Genomic DNA, 22,325 nt, shown 5'->3' with positions numbered 1-22,325 from the left:
TATTTCCTCACTTTCTAGTAAAGAAATTCAAATTTGGCTTTGGCGAGTCGTTGATCATTCAATGCTTGATGCAATTCATTCGCAAAAAAGCCTTCTTTTAAATTTAGTGGATTTTTTGTAGCGTATACATATAACGTATAGGTGTGCACACCAGAGCGAGGACTTAACCCCAGATAACGTTCGGTTAACTCAGGTAACGTTTCAGTGGCAAGCGCTGGAATCATCTGTTTCCCCAAAGGAGAAGCAAGACTATTTTTTCCTTGAATGGTAGGCTTGAGTGCTGTTCGACTAAAGTCTTCAGGAATCTCATTGGTTACAGGAACATTGGCAGCTAACCAATGAATAAAAGGGAAACCGATTAGAGGAATCGTGTCATAATCAATTAATTCCCAGGATAAATAGCGGGCTTCTTTAGGAATGGCCGCTAAAGAAATAGGAAAAGATAAAATAGGACGTTCGTGTAATAAAAATTCTGCACTGGTTCGTTTGCCATAACGATCGGCCAAATGAGAACGGTTGGTAATATGCATGCCAAACAGCCTTCTTTCAAAAATGATGTTTACAAATTATTATTATAAACTATAATTTATAGTTTAAAAAGAGTCAATAGATATGATAAACTAATACTTGTCCAAAATTTAAGAATTGGAGGCGTCAGAAAGATGGCAAAAAAACGGAATTTAACGAAAGCCAAAATCCTTGAAAGTGCCCGCAACCTAGCGGAAGAATTGGGCGTTCACCAATTAACCTTTCAAAATTTAGCCGTTGATTTAGGCATCAAGTATCCTTCACTCTATAATCACTTTAAAAATATTGCTGAAGTAAAAAATGCTCTAGTGGACTTGTTAATTCAAGAATTAAATGATGCATTGCGAAGAGCCTTAGTGGGTAAGAGTGGCGCAGAAGCAATTCGGATATATGCTGAAACGTACCAACAATTTGCTTTTGAAAATTCTGCAGTCTATGAATTACTTATCAGTGTGCCGAAAACGCAAAACCAACAATTAATTGAAGGCATCCATGAAACCAATCAAATTATCTTACAACTTTTAGCTTTTTATCCATTTAATAATGAAGAACGACTGCACAAAAGTCGAGAATTACGTAGTTTAATCCATGGCTATATTACCTTACGTTTTTTAGGTTATTTTCAACGCGAAGAAGCCACGCCGGAAGAAAGTTATCGTCGCATGATTGAAGATTTTATTGCTTCTTTAGAAGTAGCAGGATAAAATAAATTTCAAAAATTTCTCAGTCCGAAACCAAATCCTTGCAACTTTTTCAGAAAGTGACTATGATACCTACAGTAGCAAAAAAAGGAGCGGTTCAATGTATCAAGTAATTACAATGTATGGCGACAATGAACCTTGGTGGTTTTTTGATGATTGGCAAGAGGACATTGTTCAAGAAAAAACCTTCGATAACTTGACCGATGCAGAGACATATTATGTGGAAGTTTGGCAAAAACTTTCTCAGAATTATACATACGTCAACACGAAGCCTAATTATTTAACGGCTTTCTGGAATGATGGGGAAGAACGCTGGTGTGAAGAATGCGATGAAGATTTACAACAATACTTCGGTTTAGCATTACTAGAAAATCATCATGCAGTTACTTTTGAAAATAAAGCTGAGTTTACCACAATATCCAATCATTTTGGCAAAACAAAATTCTGCAAACGGAAAGTTATTTGAAACGCATGAGTTTAAAGAAAAACCTCAGGGAATTTTCTTTAAACTCTTTTTCTATTCTCGGAATTTAGAGAAAATCGAACCAATATTTGGTATAATACGAAAAGATAGCACTCAAAAAGGAGCGAAACTAGTGGTTGCAAAACAATTAATTATTGCTGAAAAACCTAGCGTAGCAAAAGATTTAAGCCGCGTTTTAGGAGCAAATCAAAAAAATAAGAATTATTATGAAGGACCCAACGTGATTGTCACCTGGGCTTTAGGCCATCTCTTAGGACTAAAAATGCCAGAAGATTTAAACAAAGAATGGCAAACGTGGCAAATGGAAACTTTACCGATGATTCCTAAGAATTTAGGGATTAAACCGTTACCGAAAACGGGACATCAATTAAAAGCGATTAAACAATTAGCTAATCGTAAAGATGTTTCTGAAGCCGTGATTGCCACTGATGCTGGTCGTGAAGGTGAATTAGTGGCCCGCTGGATTTTAGAATATGTCCGTTTTAACAAACCAGTCAAACGCTTATGGATTTCATCTCAAACAGACAAAGCCATTAAAGACGGGTTTAAGAAAATTCGCCCAGCGAAAGACTACGATAATTTGTATTACTCTGCCTTGGCGCGCGCAAAAGCTGACTGGTTAGTTGGGCTAAACGTCACACGGGCCTTGACAGTGAAATATCAAGATAACTTATCCGCAGGTCGTGTTCAAACACCAACTTTAGCAATGGTACGCCAACAAGAAAAAACGATTGAACAATTTAAGCCTCAAACTTATTTTACTATCTCGTTAACTGTTGAATCAGAAAAAGCAAAGATGACCCAAAAAAATCCATACGCTTTAAAAGAACGGCAGGAAGCAGAACAATTAGTCAAAGAACTCTCAAAACAAAAGGGCTTAGTTACCGATATCCAAGAAAAAGTTAAAACAGAAAATGCGCCGTTACCGTATGATTTAACCGAAATCCAGCGTGAAGCCAACCAGCGATTCCAATTTTCTGCAAAGAAAACGTTGTCTCTTGTACAAAGTTTATACGAAACCCATAAAATTGTTTCCTATCCTCGAACTGACAGCAAATATCTAACGACGGATATGAAAGGAACGATGAAAGAGCGCCTTCAAGCTATTGCTGATTTTTCACCAGAAGTGAAAGGCTACCTTAAAAATGGGGCCGTTGTTAAACAACAAAAAGTTTTCCAAAATGCAAAAGTCACGGATCACCATGGGTTGATTCCAACTGAACAACGTCCTCGTTATGAAAAACTAAGCAATGATGAACAAAAAATCTATCAAATGATTGTTCAACGATTCTTAGGTTTGTTTGCTGAGCCAAATCAAACCAAACAAACAAAAGTTACAGTCGCTTTTGGAAAAGAAACATTTGTCTTTCATCAAAATAAAGTAGTTGTTGCTGGTTGGAAAACAACAGCCGAACAGCCGCTATCCACTGTCCAATGGCAAAAAGGCATGACCGTTGCGCCAAACTTTACCATTAACAAAGAATTAACGTCGCCGCCAAAACCATTAACCGAAGGAACGTTGTTAGGAAAAATGGAGAAACACAGTTTAGGCACACCGGCAACGCGAGCTGAAATCATTGAAAAACTGATTAAATCAGAATTGATGGAACGAACCAATAGCGGTTTAAGTGTCTCTGCCAAAGGAAAGCAACTATTAGACTTGGTGAATCCATCACTTGTGACACCTGAACTAACGGAAAAATGGGAAAAGTCGCTCGAAGCAATCGCTTCGGGTCAACAAAAGAGTCAACTTTTCTTAAAGGATATTGAAGAGGATACGAAAAAATTAGTCCGTGAAATTAAACAAAGCGAGAAAAAATATCAAGATTTTTCCATTACGCAAAAAAAATGTCCAGATTGTGGCTCAAACTTACGGGAAAAAAATACGAAAGATGGGAAGATTTACGTTTGTACAAACCAAGAATGTTCTTATCGTCGGCGAAAAGATCCTAAAGTATCCAATCACCGTTGCCCACAATGCCATAAAAAAATGGTTATCATAGAAGGAAAAAATGGTCGTTCTTTCAAATGTAAATTCTGTTCGATTACTGAAAAAATTCCCGATAAAAAAGAACGAAAACAAAAAATGACTAAACATGAAGAACGTCGTTTGATGAAAAAATATTCACAACCAGACGAACCAGAAGAAAGTGCTTTAGCACAGGCTTTAAAAGCCGCTATGAACCAAGAGTAGCAATTTGACGAATGTTGACTCTAAATAATCAAGTCATCCTTGTTGGTCTTTAGTAAACTTTCAAATAGAAAGAGAGGGACACGGATGCTCGCAAATTTAAATCAAGCAATGGATTATATTGAAGAACATTTAACGGAAGAAGTATCCTTCGATGAATTGGCAAAAAAGACAGGGATTTCTGTTTACCATTTTAAACGAACTTTTTCGTTTATTGCGGGGATGAGTCTGGCTGAATATATTAAAAAGAGACGTTTGGCGGAAGCAAATTTAGCATTACTTGCTGGTGAAAAAGTGACAGATGTAGCTTTTAAATATGGTTATCAAAGTATTGAAGGATTCTCAAGAGCCTTTCGCGATTGGTCAGGACAAGCCCCTTCTGAAGTAATGAAAACACAAATCCAAAAAACGTTCCCTAAATTCTCTTTCTATATTGATATTAAAGGAGGACAATCAATGGATGTTAAATTGATTGAAAAACCAGCGTTTCAAATAGTCGGAGTTAGTCAGAAGGTTCCCTTGCAGTATCAAGGGGAAAATCAAGCAATCATGGAATTAGCACAGCGCATTACACCACAACAACGAGCGGAAATGCATACATTTGATGACATATATCCTCATCAAGTAGTAAATGCTTCTTTTGACTTTCAAGAGGGACGAACAACAGAAGGTGGAGAAATGACACACATGATTGGCTTTGCCACTTCGCAAGAAAATACCTATGAAGATTTGGAGCAACTAAGCGTACCTGCTCATACATGGGCGGTTTTTCCAAATGAAGGTCCTTTCCCACAAACATTACAAGAAACCTGGGCAAGGATATTCTCTGAATGGTTGCCTTCATCTGGTTACCAAGTCGTTGCAGCACCAGAAATTTCGTTTACGCAATATCAAGGACCAGCAGAAGCTAAGTATAGTGAAATCTGGCTCGCTGTTACAGCTACTAAATAAAGAAAAACCACCATTGAAAAATGGTGGGTTTTTCCGCCAAGAAGGAGAAAGTTTGGTATAATAAACGTGAAGAAAAAAATCAGACCTTCTAAACTGAAATCTAGCTATGGATAAGTGATGCGAATACGGAATCATGGAGAAAAAATAATTCTCCGAGGTTTTAGAGTCATGTTGTTTAGAATGGTACCAAAACCCAAGTTGGTACGATTACTCAAAAATTAGAGTTTTATAGCCATGTTGTTAAAAAACAAACTATCACCACAAGCAATCCGTAATTTTTATCACAAGATTAGAATTTTTATCATCAAAGACGAGCTGCTTCAATTTTCGAAAACTAATCAAGTGATAAGTCAAAATGTTGATAGATTGAGATTAGTTCTTCCTTTTTTTAGGAAGGGCTTTTTTTATTGATAGAAGAAAGGGAAGAAATCTTGGTAGCACCTAAAAAAATTGTGAGAAATGCTTCTGTATTGTTTGGTTTCTGCCTCAGAAAGTTGTATACTTAGATTGGAATTATTCTATATTACATGCATTTTCACACTTTTTGGAAAAGTTCACTTGAATTTTCTTTTAGTTTCATAGATAAAAGGAGTCATCGCTAATGGAAATGAACAATTCAGGTAAGCTTGTTTCTTTGTGTGGAGGCAAATCAGGGAGGAAATAATATGTTTGATATTGTAACATTGGCGAGAATCCAATTTGCGATGACAACAGTTTTCCACTTTTTCTTCGTACCGTTTTCAATAGGATTAGCACTTGTTGTAGCAATTATGGAAACAATGTACGTTGTGAAAAAAGAGGAACGTTATCGTAAAATGGCCAAGTTTTGGGGAAATATATTCCTATTAAGCTTCGCTGTTGGGGTTGTAACCGGGATTATTCAAGAATTTCAGTTTGGGATGAACTGGTCTGACTATTCTCGATTCGTCGGAGATATTTTTGGGGCACCGTTGGCGGTAGAAGCGCTCTTAGCTTTCTTCTTAGAGTCAACATTCTTAGGTTTATGGATCTTTACTTGGGATAAAATGAATCCAAAAGTTCACGTAACCTTTATCTGGTTAGTCGTATTCGGTTCAATGATGTCTGCTTTCTGGATTTTAGTTGCCAATAGTTTTATGCAACATCCAGTAGGTTATGTCATCAATAATGGCCGTGCTGAAATGGTGGATTTTGTAGCTGTCATCAGCAATCCAAAAGTTTGGTATGAATTTTCACATGTTATCATGGGCGCCTTTACATTGGGCGGCATGGCAGTAGCTGGTATGGCTGCTTTCCAATTGTTGAAAAAACGGGATATTTCATTCCACAAAGCATCTATGCGCATTGGCTTATGGGTTACTTTGTTCGGTTCAATCGGCGTTTTATTAGCTGGCGACTTGCAAATGAAAGCTCTAATTGAAGGACAACCAATGAAATTTGCGGCGATGGAAGGGGCCTATGAAGACTCTGATGATCCTGCTGCTTGGACATTGATTGCTTGGGCAGATGAACGAGAACATAAACAAGTTTTTGGTATCGATATTCCATATATGCTAAGTATTTTATCGTATAACAAATTATCAGGTTCGGTTGATGGAATGGATACAGTCAACAAGCGCTTGGTAGAAAAATATGGGGATGATAAAAATTATTATCCACCAGTTAACACTTTATTCTGGAGCTTCCGTATCATGGCTGGTTTTGGTGCCTTAATGTTATTGGTTGCTGCCTTAGGACTATTCTTTACAAGGAAGAAAAAACCATCGCTGTACGAGAAGAAATGGATGCTGTGGGTTGTTGCTTTATGTACGTTCGCACCATTCCTTGCGAATACAACAGGTTGGTTAGTCACTGAATTAGGTCGTTATCCGTGGACTGTCTATGGACTATTTACTATTGAACAAAGTGTTTCACCAAATGTATCGGTTGCTTCATTAATTACGTCAAATGTCATTTATTTCTTATTATTTGCTGGTTTAGGTAGTGTCATGGTTTACTTGGTCATTTTAGAATTACGTAAAGGACCAGACTATGAAGCGAAAAAATTAGCGAAAGAAAATGAACCAGCGTTGGATCCATTTGATAAGGGGGTATTTGGCGAATGAGTACACTACAATTATTATGGTTTGTCCTTATCGGCGTCTTGTTCTCAGGTTTCTTCTTCTTAGAAGGATTTGACTTTGGTGTTGGAATGGCCGTTCAAACGTTGGCACACAATGACGACGAAAAAGATCAAGTCGTTGCAACAATTGGACCTGTTTGGGACGGAAACGAAGTTTGGCTATTAACAGCGGGCGGCGCAATGTTTGCCTCTTTCCCATATTGGTATGCTTCATTATTTAGTGGCTACTATTTAATTCTATTTACGATTTTATTTGGCTTAATTATTCGCGGAGTTTCCTTTGAATTCCGCCACAACATGCCGGAAGGTAAACGTCGTCGGATGTGGAACTGGACGCTATCAATTGGTAGTTTCCTTGTACCGTTCTTCTTTGGTATTTTGTTTATCAGCTTAGTCCAAGGGATGCCTTTAGATGCAAACGGCAATATGCATGCGCAATTTACGGATTATTTTAATCTGTTTTCAATTGTTGGTGGAGTAGCCTTAACATTACTTTGCTACTTACACGGCATGAACTATATTGCTTTAAAAACAGAAGGCCCAATTCGTGAACGTGCTCGAAATTATGCAGAAATCTTATACGGCGTTTTATATGTCGGTTTAGTTGTTTTTGCAGTGTTGATGTACTTCAAAACGGACTTTTATGAAAAGAACTTTGCGGTCACTTTAATTTTAACGTTAGCAATTGTGGTCTTAACGGTCATTGCTAATGTTGGGGTGTTTAAACGCAAAGAGATGTTAGCTTTTCTAGCGAGTGGTTTAACATTAGTTGTACTAGTTGCTCTCTTGTTCAGTGGCTTGTTCCCACGTGTTATGATTGGTAGTGAAGGTTTTGATTTGTTGATTAAAGATGCAACAAGCACACCATATACACTAAAAATTATGACGTGGATTTCTTTAAGCATTTTACCATTCGTGTTAGCTTATACTGCTTGGTCCTATTATATTTTCAGAAAACGTATTTCACAGACAGCCGTACCAGAGGGGTATTAAATCTATGATTGATAAAGACATCTTACAGATGCCTAAAATCAAAAAAATTCTTGTCTTGCTTGCAGGTTTTTCTTTCCTGCAAGCAGTCTTTATAATTGGGCAAGCTTTTTTTCTTTCAAAAGCCATTGTCGGCCTTTGGAGTGGCGGGCATCTTAACCAACAACTACAGAGTATTTTACTCTTTTTTATTTTTTATCTTGGTCGACATGTTATTACGTATTTTCGTGAGAGAATGCTCGATACATTTAGTTATGAACGCTCGAAAGAATTACGCGAACAATTATTAACCAAAATTTTCCGTTTGGGGCCAAATGTTGTTCAAAAAAATGGGACTGGAAATATGGTTACCATGGCTTTAGAAGGCATTAGTCAAACCGAAAATTATTTACAATTGATTTTGACAAAAATGATGAATATGATGATTATTCCTTGGATTATTTTGGCCTTTGTTTTTACACAAGATATTCGTTCAGGCGTAACATTACTGATTGTTTTTCCGATTATTATTATTTTTATGATTGTGTTAGGTTATGCAGCACAAAGTAAAGCGGACAAGCAATATGCGGCGTTTCAAATGCTTTCCAATCATTTTATTGATTCCTTACGAGGAATTGACACGCTGAAACTGTTTGGGTTGAGTAAAAAATATGCTGGGAGTATTTACCATACAAGTGAACGATTCAGAAAAGCGACCATGAGTACATTGAAAATTGCTATTTTATCAACCTTTGCGTTAGACTTTTTTACGACATTATCGGTAGCTGTTGTGGCAGTTTTCCTTGGATTAAGTTTATTAAACGGCACGATTTTATTATTTCCTGCCTTGGTTACTTTAATTTTAGCACCTGAGTTCTTTTTACCGATTCGTGATTTTTCAAGTGATTATCACGCAACCTTAGATGGAAAAAACTCTTTTCAAGCGATCCAAGCGGTATTAGCATTGCCAGAAGCAGAACAGACCGATGTGCTCACGTTAGATGATTGGCATCAAGAAAGTCAGTTGTCAGTCACAGCGTTAAATTTTTCCTATGAAGATGCAACGCAAGAAGCAATTCAATCGTTGCAATTCTCTGTTGATGGTCGCAAAAAGATTGGAATTATTGGGGCGAGTGGTTCTGGTAAGTCAACGTTAATTAATTTATTAAGTGGCTTTTTATTGCCAACAGAAGAAACGAGTCAATTGGCGATAAATGGCCAAACGATTCCACATTTTTTACAAAAAGACTGGCAAAAACAAATCCTTTATATTCCGCAAGCACCATATATTTTCCAAGATACTTTGGCAAACAATATTCGCTTTTATACACCTGAAGCAACAGATGAGGCGATTCAGCAAGCGATTCAGTTAGTTGGCTTAGACGAGCTGGTTAAAGACCTTCCCGAAGGAATTCATACCTTTATTGGGGAAAGTGGTCGAATGTTAAGTGGGGGACAAGCGCAACGAGTAGCGTTGGCCCGCGCCTTTGTCGATCAAAAACGCCACGTCTTGCTGTTTGATGAGCCGACAGCGCATTTGGATATTGAAACAGAAGTTGAAATGAAAGAGCGCATGTTGCCATTAATGAACAATCATCTTGTCTTCTTTGCGACACATCGTCTGCATTGGATGGAAGAAATGGATTACATTTTAGTGATGGAAAAAGGTCAATTAGTGGAACAAGGAACGCTAGCAGAGTTGATTGAAAAAGATGGCTACTATGTTCAATTAATGAAGCAAATGAGAGGAGGACGCCAATGATGGAAAAACAGCCGACAACGAAAGACGTTTGGAAAAACGATCAATGGGTTCGTCCTTTTTTAAAACGCTATAAAAAAACCTTGTATTTTGCCTTACTTTTAGGCTTCTTGACGTTCTTTAGCGCAGGGGCATTAATGTTTACGTCTGGTTACTTAATCAGTCGTGCGGCTTCCTTACCAGAGAATATTTTATTAATTTATATTCCCATTGTTTTAACAAGAGTATTCGGGATTGGCCGTCCTGTTTTTCGTTATGTGGAGCGTCTAACGAGTCATAACTGGGTGTTAAAAATGACCTCTGATCTGCGCTTGAAACTTTATAATGTGCTAGAAAAAGATGCGATTTTCTTTAAGACAAAATATCGCACTGGGGATATCTTAGGTTTGCTTTCGGAGGATATTAATCATATCCAAAACTTGTATTTACGAACGATTTTCCCAACCGTTATTGCTTGGATTTTGTATATCTTTTTAGTGATTGCATTAGGTTTCTTTTCTTGGTGGTTTGCTTTATGCATGTTACTGATGTTAGGAGTGGTTGTTTTTCTATTACCACTTGTTTCAGTTCTAGTGAATGGTGCGCGTCAAGAAAAACATAAATATGCCAAAAATGAGTTATATCAAACACTAACCGACAATATTCTAGGTGTGTCTGATTGGGTATTTAGTCAACGTGGCTCTGAATTCGTTGCTCGTTATGAAACAGATGAAGCGAATGTTCGTGCATTAGATGAAAAAATGAAGCAATTTAACCGTGGCCGAGACTTTGTTTTACAACTTCTGTTTGGTGTGATTGCGATTGCTGTCTTAGCTTGGACTAGTGTGCGGTTTCCAGGTAATCATGGGGGTGCAGCCAATTGGATTGGTGCCTTTGTTTTAACCGTTTTTCCGTTAATTGATGCTTTTGCTCCGCTACCTGCTGCAGCACAGGAAACAACGATTTATAAGGATTCCATTCGTCGTTTTAATGAGCTTCCTGAAGGGGAAGATGACTCAACAGAAGTGCCTGTTCAGCCAAATGGCACCAGTTTATCGATAGAACATTTGTCTTTTGCATATGAAAATCAAGAGAAAAAGGTATTAAATGACTTATCGTTAACAATTCCTGAAAAACAAAAATTAGCGATTTTAGGGCGCAGTGGTTCCGGAAAGAGTACGTTGGCTTCGCTCATTCGTGGTGATTTACGGCCTACTTCGGGAGAAATCCTTTTAGGAAACATCCCAACTGAGGCATTTGGTGAGACGATGACTGAATATATTGGGGTTATGCACCAAGCACCGTACCTATTTCGAACAACCATTTTAAATAATATTCGGATTGGTAGAGAAGAAGCGAGCGAAGCAGAAGTTTGGGCGGTTTTAGAAAAAGTTGGCTTAAAAGAAATGGTTACCCAATTACCAGAAGGTTTACAAACAATGGTGGATGAAGCAGGTTTGCGTTTTTCTGGTGGCGAACGACATCGCTTGGCACTAGCGCGGATTCTTTTGCAAGATACACCGATTGTGTTATTAGACGAACCAACTACTGGTTTAGATCCAATTACAGAACAGCAATTGCTGGAAACCTTTTTTGAGGCATTAAAAGATAAAACCGTCATCTGGATTACCCACCATTTGCAAGGCGTAACTTTGATGGATCAAGTGATTTTTATTGAAGATGGCCAATTAGAGATGAGTGGTACACCAGAAGAATTACTTGCAACCAATGCGCATTATCAAAAACTTTACCGAATTGATCGTGGCATTAGTTCTTTCGAGGAATAAAAAAACGACTGGTTGTTGATTAAAGCAAACAATCAGTCGTTTTTCTATTTCAATTAATGGCAATTCTTCCATAAAACGTTTAAAATGAACGATGTAATAAGAGCTCAGTTAAGGAAAGTAAGGTTTCTTTTGCTGTGCCATCAGGCAATTGTTGAATATAAGTGATTGCTTTGTTGGTTACTTTTTTAGCAAAAGCTTGTGCTTCTGTAACGCCATGATAGTCATTGACTAGCGCCGCAACTTCAGCTGCCTCTTCTAAGGTAATGGCGCGTTCTTTATCCAAATAAGGGCTGAATACGTCAGGTGCTGCTTGATAAGCGAAGAGAAGGGGTAACGTATAAACACCTTGTGACAAGTCTTCTAAAGCGGGCTTTTTCAAGGTTTCCGTGTCGGCAGTATAATCTAAAATATCGTCATAGACTTGAAAAGCAATGCCAATATGACGGCCAATTCGTTTAGCCAAACGTTGGACTTCTTTTGAACTATGACCGAAATAGGCCCCTTCAAGACAGCTTAGTGAAAAAAGTTCGGCTGTTTTGCCGTTGACACTTCTTAAATAAGCAGGAATCGACATGCGGCGGTCAAATCGATGACTCATTTGATCGAGTTCACCAAGTAATAACCGTTTCATTCCTTGTGCATTGATTTTCATAAATTCAGAGCCATTCATGGCATCTGCAATCAAAGTAAAGAATTCAGTGAATAGTAAATCACCTGTGTAAACAGCCACGTCTTTACCATATTTTGATTGAATAGTCACAGCGCCTCGGCGCAATGGAGAATCGTCAATAATGTCATCGTGAATCAACGTAGCCATATGTAGGATTTCCAAAGATGCAGCTATTTTTAATAGTTGTTGTTTCTCTTGTTTTTCTTCATCACCCAGTTGAGCAAAAAGAAAGAAAAAAGCGGGGCGTAATAATTTGCCGCCAGAACGAGCCAAAGTTACTAAGGCTTCTTCAATGTCTTCGTTGCGTGTATGCAACGTTTGTTCAATTAATTCACATGTTTCCGTTAAAGAACGTTCAACGTCAGGAAACGACTTCCAAAATGTGTTCATAAATATACTACGATCCTTTCAGTGGTTCAATACTATTTGATTGTATACGAATTGGCGACAGAAATACAGTAATTAAGTTTTAAAAGTAACAAAGTTTGTAAAAAAGTAGCGGAGGGATAGTTTGAATCGAGAAATATTTTTTGAATTAGTAGAATTAAAAGCAAAAACGGCGAGTGTTTTGCCATTTTTGTTAGGAATTTGTTTTAGTTGGTACCAATATGGGCGGCTCCATGTTGGTTATGTTTTAATTTTTTTCATTGCGATGTTTATTTTTAATATGGCAGTCGATATTTTAGATAATTATAATGATTACCATCATGCCACAGAAGTTCATGATTATAAGGAAAAAACGAATATTATCGGTCGAGAAAATTTATCTTTGCCATTAATACGCAAAATGATTTTTTGGATGATTCTCGTTTCTGCTTTAATGGGGATTGGGTTGTCATTTATTGTCGGCTGGCCGTTATTAATTATGGGTCTTTATTGTTACTTAATTGGTATTTTTTATTCATCAGGACCGAAACCTTTATCCAGTCTACCATTAGGGGAAGTTTTCTCAGGATTTACAATGGGGTTCATGATTACCCTTATTTGTGTCTACATTAATACGTTTGAAGTTTTCAATTGGTCAGCAGCTAATTTATGGGGGATTTTCTTAGTCACCTTACCTAACACTTGTTACATTGCTAACTTAATGTTAGCAAATAATATCTGTGACTTAGAGGAAGATGAAAATAACAAGAGATATACATTAGTTCATTACCTTGGCAAAGCAAGTTCTTTGAAATTATTCGTCGGATTAAATACAATAGCAATGTTAGCCATTTTGTTAGCTGTCGGTTTAGGATTGACGCCGCCAACAATGTTACTCATGCTTTTAACTTTACCTTTTGTACGGAAACAAACCCAAGCCTTATTGAAGGAACAAGTGAAGAGTAAAACATTTGTTTGTGCTGTGAAGATCTTAGCTGTGGGAGCAACTGCACAAGTGCTATTTTTTGCCATAGGTTTGTGGTGGCTGTAAATTTTTTATAGAGTGGAAGGGAATCAAAATGAATAAGAAACATGTTGTTATTTTAGGTGCTGGTTATGCAGGCCTAAAAACATTACGCGAATTACAAAAAGGCGCCAAAGACGTCGAAATTACTTTAGTGGATCGTAACAACTATCACTACGAAGCAACGGACTTGCATGAAGTTGCTGCTGGAACACAACCAGCTGAAAAAATCACATACAATATTATGGATGTTGTCGATGAAAAAATGACAACCTTTATCCAAGGAACAGTTAAAACAATTGATGCTGCAACACAAACAGTTGCTTTAGAAGATGGCCAAACAATCAATTATGATTACTTAGTTGTTTCTCTTGGGTTTGAATCAGAATCATTTGGTATCCCTGGTGTGCAAGAACATGCTCTACAAATGGTAGATGTGAAAACGGCTTTAAACGTGTATGAACATATCCAAGAACAAATGCGTCAATACAAAACAACTCAAAACGAAGAATTCTTAAAAATCGTTGTCTGCGGAGCAGGCTTTACAGGGATTGAATTATTAGGTTCTCTTGTTGAAAATAAACCAAAATTTGCTGAAATCGCAGGTGTCTCAGCAGATCAAATCCAAATTTATTGTGTCGAAGCAGTTACTCGCCTATTGCCGATGTTTAACGAAAAACTTGCGAACTATGGTGTGCAATTATTAAAAGATTCAGCTATTCATTTATTATTAGGTAAACCGATTAAAGAAATCAAACCAGGCGCAGTTGTTTATCAAGATAACGAAGCAGGCGACTTGGCAGAACTTTCTGCTAAAACAATTATTTGGACAACGGGTGTTAGTGGAAGCCACGTTGTAGGCGATTCTGGATTTGAAGCTCGTCGTGGTCGTGTCATGGTTCAACCAGATTTAACAGATGCGAACCATAGCAACGTCTATATTATTGGTGACTGCTCAGCAGTTATGGATACAGAAACTAATCGACCTTACCCAACGACAGCACAAATCGCCTTGAAGATGGGCGCTCATGCTGCTAAAAATATTCAAGCACAATTGAAAGGGGAAGCAACTAAACCTTTCAGCTTTAAATCACAAGGTTCTGTTTGTTCTGTCGGAAATACACGTGCTTTAGGAATTGTTGGTAAAACAGACATTAAAGGATACCCAGCTTCATTCATGAAAAAAATTATCATGAACAAAGCGCTCTTTGAAACAGGTGGTACCAAAGAAATGATGGCTAAAGGTCGTTTCGACTTATACCATTAAGAATCAGCAAAATAAGAAATAATGGAACAGTGGTCAAGAGACCATTGTTCCATTTTTCTTAAATGAAAGTTTTAAAAAAATTTCCATGATTTTTCAAGTAAAATGAGGTGGGCACTTTTGTTCGATTCCATTTTTATGTATAATGAGAAGTGATGGAAAGAGGGAATTTAAATGGCACAAAAAAGAGCAACAAATAAGAAAAAAAGTACGACAAAGAAAAAGACCAAAAAACAACAGCAACAACAAGAACGTTTAAATTATATATTTCTTGGCCTGATTTTTATTTTATTCGGTGTCTTTGGACTCTTTCGCTTAGGGTTTTTAGGCACGTTATTAGCGAATTGTTTACGCTTAGTTGTAGGTAATACCTTTCCATTTGCAGCGATTTTACTAATCCTGTATGGCTTATTAGTCATGATTTATGGGAAAGATTTTCCGTTGAAAAGAGGGCGCCCTATTTTTGGGGCTGTTCTGATTTATATTAGTGTTTTGTTATTTTTCCATGCCTTTATGTTTCGAAATGTTAGTGGCAGTCAACCAGATATTTTAGGTAACACTTGGGAATTTTTGCAAAGCGATTTAAAAGCCAACCAAGTGACGCAAAACGTAGGGGGCGGTATGATTGGCGCGCTGCTTTATCAAGGAACGTACTTTTTGGTGGCACAATTTGGCAGCTATTTAATTGCCACATTGCTACTGTTAGCGGGTATTTTCTTGATGAGTATGTGGGATTTTCAGCAAATTGTTGATCATTTCCAAAGTATTCAAGATCGCCTAAGTCATGTTTCGGCAAAATCACAGGCGCGACAAGAAGAAAAAGAGGCGAAGCGAGCAGCGAAGAAAGAAGCCAAAGCTGCAGAACGCCAAGCAAAAATTGAAGCCGCTGCCCAACAAAAATTACAAGAGCGGGAACGCATGGAACAAGCGGCAGCCGAGCGCTTAACAAAAACACCAGTTGAAACCCACCAACCAATGGTGGAAGAACCGGCTGCACCAACGCCTGTTCAAATTGATTCGTTTCAACAGCAAAATCAGGCGATGCCTGTACCACCAATCGCAGCAACAAAACCGCAACGAGAGCAGGAAGAAGAGGCGTCAGATGAAGCTGGTGTTCTCGAATTTGAAATTTCTGAAGAAGCGGAAGATCGTGATTATCAACTACCACCAACTGATTTGTTAGATACAATTCAAGCAACGGATCAAAGTGGTGAATATGAAAAAATCGAAAAAAATATTGGCGTCTTAGAACAAACCTTCAAGAGCTTTGGTGTTGATGCTAAAGTAGTCAAAGCTAGTTTAGGACCATCTGTCACAAAATTTGAAGTTCAACCCGCTGTTGGGGTAAAAGTTAGCAAAATTGTTAACTTGACGGATGACATTGCTTTAGCGCTTGCGGCCAAAGATGTTCGTATGGAGGCCCCGATTCCTGGGAAATCACTAATCGGGATTGAAGTTCCTAACAGTGCAATTAGTACAGTATCCTTTAGAGATATTGTTGAGGCACAACCAAGTCATCCAGATAAACTATTAGAAGTACCTTTAGGTCGAGATATTTCAGGGATGGTTCAAACTGCGGATCTATCAAAAATGCCGCATTTATTAATTGCGGGATCGACAGGGAGTGGGAAATCGGTTGCTATCAATGGCATCATCACAGGTATTTTGATGCAAGCGAAACCCCATGAAGTAAAATTAATGATGATTGACCCGAAAATGGTGGAATTGAATGTGTATAACGGGATTCCTCATTTATTAACGCCAGTGGTTACTAATCCGAGAAAAGCGGCCCAAGCCCTGCAAAAAGTAGTTCAAGAAATGGAATTTCGTTATGAAAAATTTGCAGCAACAGGCGTCCGAAATATCACTGGTTACAATCAACTAATTCAACAGAAAAATGCGGAAGATGGCGAAAATCGTCCGATTCTGCCATTTATTGTTGTCATTGTTGATGAGTTAGCTGATTTAATGATGGTGGCAAGTAACGAAGTAGAAGATGCGATTATCCGCTTAGCCCAAATGGCACGGGCAGCAGGCATTCATATGATTTTAGCGACACAACGGCCAAGTGTGGATGTCATTACAGGAATCATCAAAGCAAATGTCCCTTCTCGAATGGCTTTTGCAGTCTCAAGTGGGACAGACTCGCGTACCATTATTGATACTAACGGGGCGGAGAAACTATTAGGTCGAGGCGATATGCTCTTCTTACCAATGGGAGAAAATAAACCAATTCGTATCCAAGGGGCCTTTATCTCTGATCAAGAAGTCGAACGAGTGGTTGCGTTTGTAACGGACCAACAAGAAGCTGAATATCAAGAAAGCATGATGCCAACGGATGAACCGACCACTTCAGGCGGTGGCGAAGCTCCTCAAGATGAGTTGTTTGAAGAAGCGAAAAACTTGGTAGTTGAAATGCAAACAGCTAGTATTTCATTGCTACAAAGACGTTTTAGAATTGGCTATAATCGTGCGGCTCGCTTAGTGGATGAATTGGAAGCACACGGAGTTATTGGACCATCAGAAGGTAGCAAACCAAGAAAAGTCTTTCTACAAGCGGAATCAGAAGAGGCAGTACCTGAAACGCCAGAACAATAAACAAAAAGAACAAAAATAGATAAATTTATCTATTTTTGTTCTTTTTTTATAATTTCAGCAAAGCATCATGTTATAATCATCATTTTCTGGTAAAATAGAAAGGAATAGTGCGGTTGGGAGGGAGCGTATCATGAGAAGAAAGAGCGTGCTTTATTTAGAAGTAGCAGATCAGATTAAAGAAGATATTTTGAGTGGCAAGTATCCAGTAGGAACGTTTTTACCAACAGAAACAGAATTGGAAGAGATGTTTAATGTTAGTAAAATTACGATTCGGCGGGCAATCGAAATGTTAGCAACAGAAGAATTTGTTGAGAAAAAAAGTGGCCGAGGCACAACTGTGTTAAGCAATCGTCCCTATAATAAACTATCAAAAGCAGGGACATTCACTGAATTTTTGAATGAATCAGGTCAGAAAGTAACTAAAAAAGTTTTACAAGTTGAAAACTTGACGTTGTCAAAAGAGATGCCGGCTTATCAATTTTTAGGAGAAGAAGTGGTTCACCTTTCACGGTTATATCTAATCGATGAACAACCCTATATTTATTTTAATTACTATTTGCCAGCTGCCATGAAAGACGTATCATTGACTGAATACAAAGAAGAATCCTTGTATCGTTTGATGGATCGCCATGCCATTGAAATTTATAAATTTGAAGACCGTTTTGAAGTTGCAACTTTGACAGAAGCAGAGCAAAAGATGTTGCAAACAACTGAAACAACGGGCTTAAAAAGAATTCGGCGTTCGTTAAGCCCAACAGGTCGTTGCGTAGAATATTCAGAAGCTATTTATAATACGAAGATTCATCCTTATGTGATTGAATATGAAGCATAACTTTTAAAAGAATAACAGTGCACTTACATTAATGTAAGTTCATTGTTATTCTTTTCTATTGTTGTTTTTTTTCGTTTTCGATACACTAAATGAGTGAGAAGAATAGGAGTGGAAAATATGTTAGAAGTACAAAATTTGAAAAAAGTTTACGGAAACGAAATTAAATATGAAGCCTTAAAAGGGATTAATTTAACTGTCCAAGATGGTGAATTTATTGGTATTATGGGACCTTCTGGAAGTGGAAAAAGTACACTTTTAAATTTGTTGGCAACAATCGATAGTCCAACAGACGGTGAAATACTTTTAAATGGAAAAAATCCAAACAATTTGAATCAAGAACAAATTGCTAAATTCCGTCGTACAGAATTAGGATTTGTTTTTCAAAGCTTTAATTTAATGCCAACATTAACTGTTGAAGAAAATATTATTTTGCCATTGACGCTTGATGGAGAAAAAGTCTCTGTAATGAAACGACAATTAGCAGAATTAAGTGAGCGTTTAGGTATCAATCATCTGTTGAAAAAACGAATTGCAGAAATTTCTGGTGGACAAGCACAACGGGTCGCCGTTGCTCGCGCAATGATTCATCATCCACAATTATTATTGGCTGATGAACCAACAGGAAACTTAGATACGAAATCATCTAAGGATGTGATGGGCTTGTTACAACAATTAAACGAAGAAGAAGCGGCGACTATTTTAATGGTGACCCATGATCCGCTAGCCGCAAGTTATTGCAAGCGCATTGTCTTTATTAAAGATGGTGAATTAATTGATGAAATTGTCCAAAATGGCAATCAAAAAGAGTTCTACGATTTAATCATGGTGAAACTGGCTGAGATTGAAGGTGTCGATAATGAATTTTAATCAGTTTGTTATAAGAAACACGATTCGAAATGAGCATTTATACTTGGCTTATTTCCTAAGTACAATGTTTTCTGTGATGATCTTTTTTACGTTCACTGGTTTTGTCTTTCACCCAGCCTTAGCTAATGGTTTAAATCCTAAAGCACAAATGGGAATGACGGCTGCGGCAATTATAATCTATGGTTTCTCTTTCTTATTCGTTTTATACTCGATGGATGTCTTTATCCAATCTCGGAAAAAAGAGTTTGGAACCTTGATGATTCAAGGGATGAGTCCAAAACAGTTAAAGAAAATGATTTTTATTGAAAACTTAGTGATTGGTTTCTTTGCTACAATTTTTGGTAGCATTTTAGGTGTTGGATTTTCACAGTTTATTTTATGGATTAGCAATTTATTGATGCATCTAGGTTTAGGTTTTTATTTGCCAGTGATGCCGTTTATCATTACTGTCATTTCATTTGCGGTCTTGTTCTTAGTAATTTCTTTCTTTATTCAATTCCGCTTGCCAAAAGCGACACTTCAAGAGCTATTAAAAGCAGGGGAAATGGGTAAAGGTGAAATCAAAAGCTCTAAAGTTAAATCTTTCTTAGCCGTGTTGCTTTTAGTTGTCGGTTATGGAATTGCTTTAGTTGCTAAGGGACAGTTAGTTTTAATGGTGATGTTCCCAGTAATTTTCTTAGTTATTTTAGGGACAAAATTTTTATTTGACCAATTGAGTGTTTCTGTCATTGAACGTTTAAAACGGAAACCAAAAATCTTTTGGAAAAAAACCAATATGGTCGTTTTATCAGATTTAGCATTCCGCATGAAAGATAATGCACGTTCGTTCTTCTTGGTTTCGGTGATATCAACGGTTGCTTTTGCTGCCATTGGAACGTTATACGGCGTGAACGAGATGATTTTTAAAGGAATAAGTTCTGTACCGTACGAACTGACATTGTCTGATTCGACCAACCCAGAAAATCAAGAAATGAAACAATTTGCGACAAAAACATTCCAAGAAAAAAATATTCAGTTTGATGAAGTGGAGTATCCACAATTTACAACAAATGAAGGTATCCGCTTAATTCAAGCATCAGAATATAATAAGTTAGCAAAAATGATTGACGAACCAACGATTGATGGGAATAGCGTTGTTAATTTAAAACAAGAAAATGTTCCTTCAGATATGTTTGTGGACGTAAAAACAGTTAGTTTAGCTAACAATCAAACTTTAAAAGTCGATAAAATCTCTAAAACCAATGTTTTGCCAACAGCTGGAGGGATTTTAGTTGTTCCTGATACAACACCGTTAGACGGAGTTAAAAGTGAAATAAATACCATTTGGCAGCCCAAAGCAGGAACTGATCGTGAAGAATTGATAAAAGCAGAAAATATCATTGGTGACAAGTACCCGATGTTACTAGGAACAGCTGCAATGTCGGCAGCCATTACGCAATTTTATACGCCAGTTCTTTTTGTCGGACTATTTATCGGTATCGTGTTCTTTGTTTCGGCGGGTAGTTTCTTATACTTCCGTTTATACAGTGATATGAATACGGATGTTGAAAAATTCAAGATGATTTACAAACTTGGCTTGACGAAAAAAGAATTGAAGAAAATGATTTACCAACAAGTAGGTATTTTATTCTTTACCCCAATTGTTGTTTCATTTATTCATGGAGCTGTTGCTTTGAAAGCAATGTATGCTGTCTTAGATCAGCCAATGCAATTAGCTGGCTGGGAAGTTTTAGGTGTTTTCTTATTGATTCAGGTCGTTTACTATTTAATTGCTAGAACGTTCTACTTCAAAAAAGTTTATCACTTAGTGAAAGATTAATTATAAAAAATCGTTAAGCATGCACGCTTAACGATTTTTTTTTGAGGCTCTTCGTGATATTGCATTCAAAGTGAGAATACGTTATAGTTATGAAGCGAATGTAATAGCAGAAATGAGGAAAAGAAATGCAGAAAGAATCCATTTATGGACTGACGAGAGAACAGCTTGTGGACTGGTTTTTAGCCCATGGCGAGAAGAAATTTCGCGCAACACAAGTGTGGGAATGGTTGTATACAAAACGTGTTGCTTCATTTAGTGAAATGTCGAACATTTCTAAATCGTTGATGACTTTATTAGAAGAAAATTTTTCATTAAATCCATTAAAACAAGTCATTGTGCAAGAAGCACAAGATGGTACCGTAAAATATTTATTTGAATTACCAGATAAAAATATGATTGAAACAGTCTTGATGCGTCAAGAATATGGATTATCTGTTTGTGTGACCACTCAAGTTGGTTGCAATATTGGGTGTACATTTTGTGCTAGTGGGCTATTAAAAAAACAAAGAGATTTAACTGCTGGCGAGATTGTAGCCCAAATTATGTGGGTGCAACATTATTTCGATGAACGTGGGTTGGATGAACGTGTTAGCCATGTCGTTGTGATGGGAATTGGTGAACCATTTGATAATTATGCCAATGTCATGAACTTTTTACGAACGATTAATGATGATAAAGGCTTGGCTATTGGTGCCCGTCATATTACAGTTTCAACAAGTGGTTTAGTGCCAAAAATTCGTGAATTTGCAGACAGTGGACTACAAGTAAACTTAGCAATCTCATTACATGCTCCTAACAACGAAGTCCGTACATCAATTATGCGGATTAATCGTAGTTTTCCAATTGAAAAATTAATGGCAGCAATTGATGAATACATTGAAAAAACAAACCGACGTGTTACATTTGAATATATTATGTTGAGTCAAGTGAACGACCGACCAGAACATGCTCAACAATTAGCAGATTTACTACGGAATAAGAAAAAACTTTCTTATGTTAATCTGATTCCGTATAACCCAGTGAGTGAACACGATCAATATAGCCGAAGCTCTAAAGAAGCGGTTTTAAAATTTTATGATGTACTCAAAAAGAATGGCATCAATTGTGTTATTCGTAAAGAACACGGAACAGATATTGATGCGGCTTGCGGACAATTACGCAGTAAACAAATGAAAAAAGAAAAAGTCAAAAACCAATAACATAGTTAAAATCGGATCAGAAAGGTTTCTTTTTGATTCGATTTTTCGTTTATTTAATAAAAAATCGTCGGTTTTTCAATTCTTTTTTATAAACAAAAGATGAATGCTCTAAAACTTTTATGACAAATTTTCTTTTTGTGGTTTTCAAACTTGAAATTCTAAAAGAAATAGCTATACTGAAAAGAGATCGTCACAGAATTTTTCATGAAAACAGCTATTATTTTCGTTATCTTTTC

At 37.2% G+C, this 22,325-nt stretch carries 17 protein-coding genes; 15 read left to right on the top strand and 2 right to left on the bottom strand.

Going from position 1 to position 22,325, the window contains the following annotated elements; all coding sequences use genetic code 11:
- Positions 1–14: 14 nt before the first annotated feature.
- Positions 15–530 (bottom strand): YbhB/YbcL family Raf kinase inhibitor-like protein, encoded by a 516-nt coding sequence (locus IGJ04_RS03165; RefSeq protein ID WP_002362073.1) that lies wholly within the window; start codon positions 528–530, stop codon positions 15–17.
- Between the two features lie 132 nt (positions 531–662).
- Here IGJ04_RS03165 and IGJ04_RS03160 point away from each other — a divergent pair, with 132 nt between their 5' ends.
- The 8 genes from IGJ04_RS03160 to cydC all read left to right on the top strand — a co-directional run bounded on the left by IGJ04_RS03160 (position 663) and on the right by cydC (position 11,450).
- Positions 663–1,232: a TetR/AcrR family transcriptional regulator gene (locus tag IGJ04_RS03160; protein ID WP_002411399.1), complete on the top strand. Its 570-nt coding sequence runs from the start codon at positions 663–665 to the stop codon at positions 1,230–1,232.
- Positions 1,233–1,329: 97 nt separating this feature from the next.
- A complete protein-coding gene (locus IGJ04_RS03155) occupies positions 1,330–1,695 on the top strand; it encodes a DUF1033 family protein (RefSeq protein ID WP_002356966.1) in 366 nt (121 codons plus the stop codon).
- A gap of 130 nt (positions 1,696–1,825) precedes the next feature.
- A complete protein-coding gene (locus IGJ04_RS03150) occupies positions 1,826–3,907 on the top strand; it encodes a DNA topoisomerase III (protein ID WP_002388224.1) in 2,082 nt (693 codons plus the stop codon).
- An 84-nt stretch (positions 3,908–3,991) separates the two neighbouring features.
- Positions 3,992–4,855 (top strand): AraC family transcriptional regulator, encoded by an 864-nt coding sequence (locus IGJ04_RS03145; RefSeq protein WP_002369920.1) that lies wholly within the window; start codon positions 3,992–3,994, stop codon positions 4,853–4,855.
- 665 nt (positions 4,856–5,520) lie between these two features.
- Positions 5,521–6,939 (top strand): cytochrome ubiquinol oxidase subunit I, encoded by a 1,419-nt coding sequence (locus IGJ04_RS03140; RefSeq protein ID WP_010707351.1) that lies wholly within the window; start codon positions 5,521–5,523, stop codon positions 6,937–6,939.
- On the top strand, positions 6,936–7,949 hold the full coding sequence (cydB, locus tag IGJ04_RS03135; protein ID WP_002356976.1) for a cytochrome d ubiquinol oxidase subunit II: 1,014 nt from the start codon (positions 6,936–6,938) through the stop codon (positions 7,947–7,949). Before IGJ04_RS03140 ends, cydB begins: the two co-directional genes overlap by 4 nt.
- Positions 7,950–7,953: 4 nt before the next feature.
- Positions 7,954–9,687 carry a thiol reductant ABC exporter subunit CydD gene (gene cydD, locus IGJ04_RS03130; protein WP_438839891.1) on the top strand — a complete coding sequence of 578 codons (1,734 nt, stop codon included), beginning with the start codon at positions 7,954–7,956 and terminating at the stop codon, positions 9,685–9,687.
- Complete coding sequence (cydC, locus tag IGJ04_RS03125; RefSeq protein ID WP_438839890.1) at positions 9,684–11,450, top strand: thiol reductant ABC exporter subunit CydC; 1,767 nt, start codon at positions 9,684–9,686, stop codon at positions 11,448–11,450. Before cydD ends, cydC begins: the two co-directional genes overlap by 4 nt.
- Before the next feature lie 79 nt (positions 11,451–11,529).
- Here the strand turns inward: cydC and IGJ04_RS03120 are convergent, their stop codons facing one another.
- The gene (locus IGJ04_RS03120) at positions 11,530–12,510 is read right to left on the bottom strand and encodes a polyprenyl synthetase family protein (RefSeq protein ID WP_438839889.1); all 981 of its coding nucleotides are present in this window, start codon (positions 12,508–12,510) and stop codon (positions 11,530–11,532) included.
- A 121-nt stretch (positions 12,511–12,631) separates the two neighbouring features.
- On the opposite strand from IGJ04_RS03120, the gene IGJ04_RS03115 reads away from it, so the two are divergent.
- The 7 genes from IGJ04_RS03115 to rlmN all read left to right on the top strand — a co-directional run bounded on the left by IGJ04_RS03115 (position 12,632) and on the right by rlmN (position 22,089).
- On the top strand, positions 12,632–13,537 hold the full coding sequence (locus IGJ04_RS03115; protein ID WP_343440881.1) for a prenyltransferase: 906 nt from the start codon (positions 12,632–12,634) through the stop codon (positions 13,535–13,537).
- Positions 13,538–13,565: 28 nt separating this feature from the next.
- Positions 13,566–14,777 (top strand): NAD(P)/FAD-dependent oxidoreductase, encoded by a 1,212-nt coding sequence (locus IGJ04_RS03110; protein WP_438839888.1) that lies wholly within the window; start codon positions 13,566–13,568, stop codon positions 14,775–14,777.
- 171 nt (positions 14,778–14,948) lie between these two features.
- Positions 14,949–17,372 carry a DNA translocase FtsK gene (locus tag IGJ04_RS03105; RefSeq protein WP_438839887.1) on the top strand — a complete coding sequence of 808 codons (2,424 nt, stop codon included), beginning with the start codon at positions 14,949–14,951 and terminating at the stop codon, positions 17,370–17,372.
- A 130-nt stretch (positions 17,373–17,502) separates the two neighbouring features.
- The gene (locus IGJ04_RS03100; RefSeq protein ID WP_002356983.1) at positions 17,503–18,204 is read left to right on the top strand and encodes a GntR family transcriptional regulator; all 702 of its coding nucleotides are present in this window, start codon (positions 17,503–17,505) and stop codon (positions 18,202–18,204) included.
- Between the two features lie 117 nt (positions 18,205–18,321).
- Positions 18,322–19,071, top strand: coding sequence for an ABC transporter ATP-binding protein (locus IGJ04_RS03095; RefSeq protein ID WP_002381711.1), 750 nt, complete (start codon positions 18,322–18,324; stop codon positions 19,069–19,071).
- Positions 19,061–20,890 carry an ABC transporter permease gene (locus tag IGJ04_RS03090; RefSeq protein WP_438839886.1) on the top strand — a complete coding sequence of 610 codons (1,830 nt, stop codon included), beginning with the start codon at positions 19,061–19,063 and terminating at the stop codon, positions 20,888–20,890. Before IGJ04_RS03095 ends, IGJ04_RS03090 begins: the two co-directional genes overlap by 11 nt.
- A gap of 125 nt (positions 20,891–21,015) precedes the next feature.
- Positions 21,016–22,089, top strand: a complete 1,074-nt coding sequence (gene rlmN, locus IGJ04_RS03085) for a 23S rRNA (adenine(2503)-C(2))-methyltransferase RlmN (RefSeq protein WP_002356987.1) — start codon at positions 21,016–21,018, stop codon at positions 22,087–22,089.
- The last annotated feature ends 236 nt before the right edge of the window (positions 22,090–22,325 follow it).

Source organism: Enterococcus sp. AZ050 (assembly GCF_051715085.1).
Taxonomy (GTDB): Bacteria; Bacillota; Bacilli; order Lactobacillales; family Enterococcaceae; genus Enterococcus; species Enterococcus faecalis.
This window is presented reverse-complemented; position numbering and strand designations above follow the sequence as displayed.